Annotated in this window: 1 protein-coding gene; it reads right to left on the bottom strand. The window is 64.6% G+C overall.

Annotated features, from left to right (window positions below; genetic code table 11):
- The coding region (locus ACFQVC_RS42460) for a B12-binding domain-containing protein (RefSeq protein WP_381842157.1) at positions 1-720 on the bottom strand (720 nt) is incomplete at both ends.

The raw sequence follows: 720 nt of genomic DNA, 5'->3' as shown, positions 1-720 counted from the left end.
TGCCCTTGCCCTCGGAGTCGGACTTCTCCATGTGCGGCTCCAGATAGGCCACCGCCGTCTTCATGACCTCCGCCGACTGCAGCACGAACGGCAACTGCATCTGACCCGAGCCGAACAGCTCACCGACCACCTTCATGCCCTCAAGCAGGGTGTCGTTCACGATGTCCAGGGCGGGCCGTTCGGTGAGAGCCGCGTCCAGATCCCATTCCAGGCAGGTCTTCTCGCCGTCGATGATGCGCCGCTTGAGCCGCTCGTCCAGCGGGAGAGCGCGGAGCTCATCGGCCCTGCCCGCCTTCAGTGCCGTGGTGGAGACGCCGTCGAAGAGCTCCATCAGCTTCTGCAGCGGGTCATAGCCCTCGGTACGGCGGTCATGGATCAGGTCGAGGGCGACCTTGATCTGCTCCTCGTCGAAGCGGGCGATCGGCAGGATCTTGCTCGCGTGCACGATCGCCGAGTCCAGACCGGCCTTCACGCACTCGTCCAGGAACACGGAGTTCAGAAGCACCCGGGCGGCCGGGTTGAGACCGAAGGAGATGTTCGACAGGCCGAGCGTCGTCTGGACATCCGGACGGCGCCGCTTGAGTTCGCGAATGGCCTCGATGGTGGCGATGCCGTCCTTGCGGGACTCCTCCTGACCCGTGCAGATGGTGAACGTCAGGGTGTCGATGAGGATGTCCGACTCCTGGATGCCCCAGTTGCCGGTCAGATCGTCGATCAGCC

This window comes from Streptomyces monticola (assembly GCF_042665355.1).
Taxonomy (GTDB): domain Bacteria; phylum Actinomycetota; class Actinomycetes; order Streptomycetales; family Streptomycetaceae; genus Streptomyces; species Streptomyces monticola.
This window is presented reverse-complemented; position numbering and strand designations above follow the sequence as displayed.